The organism is Oleiphilus sp. HI0128, assembly GCF_001635365.1.
Window position 1 is genome coordinate 1 of the sequence record NZ_LWGG01001118.1, and the last position, 1,716, is coordinate 1,716.

Annotated in this window: 3 protein-coding genes; all 3 read right to left on the reverse strand. The window is 45.5% G+C overall.

What is annotated here, in order from left to right; genetic code table 11:
* Nucleotides 1–677: TAXI family TRAP transporter solute-binding subunit (locus A3763_RS19025; RefSeq protein WP_197482981.1), on the reverse strand; the 677-nt coding region annotated here is incomplete at its 3' end.
* Nucleotides 678–744: 67 nt separating this feature from the next.
* The gene (locus tag A3763_RS19030; RefSeq protein ID WP_068513165.1) at nt 745–1,143 is read right to left on the reverse strand and encodes a nuclear transport factor 2 family protein; all 399 of its coding nucleotides are present in this window, start codon (nt 1,141–1,143) and stop codon (nt 745–747) included.
* Nucleotides 1,144–1,253: 110 nt separating this feature from the next.
* Nucleotides 1,254–1,716: TlpA disulfide reductase family protein (locus tag A3763_RS19035; RefSeq protein WP_068760348.1), on the reverse strand; the 463-nt coding region annotated here is incomplete at its 5' end.

The window sequence follows — 1,716 nt, forward strand, 5'->3', positions numbered from 1 at the left end:
GCGAGTGCTTGGCCATGATCAAGCGGCAATAACTGGATCGCCGGATTATCATATAAGGCTTGAAGATAAGGTGCGCTAAGTGGCGCAACAAAAAATGCCAGGTCGAGATTGCCCGAGAGTAGGGCTTCGGAAGCGGCTTTGCCGCCCAAGAATGCTTCGGGAGCTGTATTATTACTGAGGGCTGGCGCAGCGCTAATCTCTGCTAATTGCTCAACTACAGCTCGAGTACCGCTACCTTGTGCACCCAGTGCAACGCGTTTCCCTGTCCATGAAAACGGGTTGCCGTTGACTTGGGCTTCAACTCTGGCGAAGGCTAAGAGCGGCTCTGGAAAGACGGCTGCCAATGCGTTGATATTGGGGTTGCTTGATTTAATGCCGCCTTGGATCAGGGCGATGTCTACCGTGCTATTCGTGGCATCAATCAGTTTACTATTTTCGCGTGAACCAGCGGTTTCGACTATCTCTAATTGAAGACCATCCTCAGCTAAAATTTCTCGGTATTGTTGCGCTATTTGATAATAGGCACTACCTTCTACTCCCGCTGCTATTCGTAGCTGGTCTGGTGGAACCAGGCGCAGGCCAAGCACTAGGCCATAGAGCGTCGCGATGATCGCTAATGTAGCCACCACATAGCTTAATACATTTGAAAGACTTGGGAGTTTCAAGGATCTTTTCATATCAATAAATCTCTATTTGGCTTGTCATTAGGAAAACTGCACAGCGAGCTTCCCCGTGATGACGAGTTTATTGTCCTTGTTGAAATTTTGCGAGCGCTTCACCCATTGCCTTGTGAACGGCATTGATGCCCTGAAGAGGGCGCAGCATGACTTTGAATTCAGTTATTTGATCATCTTCGTTCCAGGTGATCATGTCGACACCATTGACGGTTTTGCCGTCAATAAGGGTTTCGAATTCGAGCACGGCAAAATGGTCGTTGTAAACTTCTTGAATATATTTGAAGTGTTCATTCGCAATCGTTTGCATTGCGCCCATTAGGTATAGTTTTGTAATGGCTTTGCCTCTTTGCGGAGTATGAACTACCGGAGAAAACATCGTGGCGTTATCAGCCAATAAATTGTCTAGAGCATTGATATCTCGTGTTTTCACAACAGTATGCCAGTTCTGAATAACTTTAGGAGCCATGATCTTTACCGTAATTATTGATAGTCAAAAAGGTGTTCTGAAGCGCTAATGTATCAAAGAAAATGGGACTAATGCGAATCTAATAACGGAAAACGGTAAAGACTAAATGTTTACTCCTGAAGCAGCATGTTGACTTCTTTCTCGAGGTAACGAATAAACCCCGTGTTAAACCCCTGATGAGCAATGCGAATATAACCTTCTCGATCTATCAAAAATGATGTAGGCATGGTGAGTAGCTCGTAAGCCTGTTGGGATTTCCCACTTCGTTCTTCCAGTACCGGAAAATCCACTGGGTACTGTTCAAGAAAACGCATCGCTTCTTCAGTGGTGACGTCAACATTGACAGCAAGAATTTCAAAGTCTTTACCGTTTTGTTTACTGTGCAGGCGCTTGCGAAGTTGATTATATTCGGGCATCGACTGACGGCATGGACCACACCATGAGGCCCAAAAATCTACCAGTACCACTTTGCCTTTATAGTCACTCAGATTGACGGTGCTCTTCTCATGTATATCAGGTAAAGAGAAGAGGGGGGCTTTGTTATATTTTGCGTCTTTTAAGTCTGCAGAGACC

Excerpts from the sequence above, each read along its gene's own strand:
- A3763_RS19030 (WP_068513165.1), bottom strand. The coding sequence starts at position 1,143 with ATGGCTCCTAAAGTTATTCAGAACTGGCATACTGTTGTGAAAACACGA.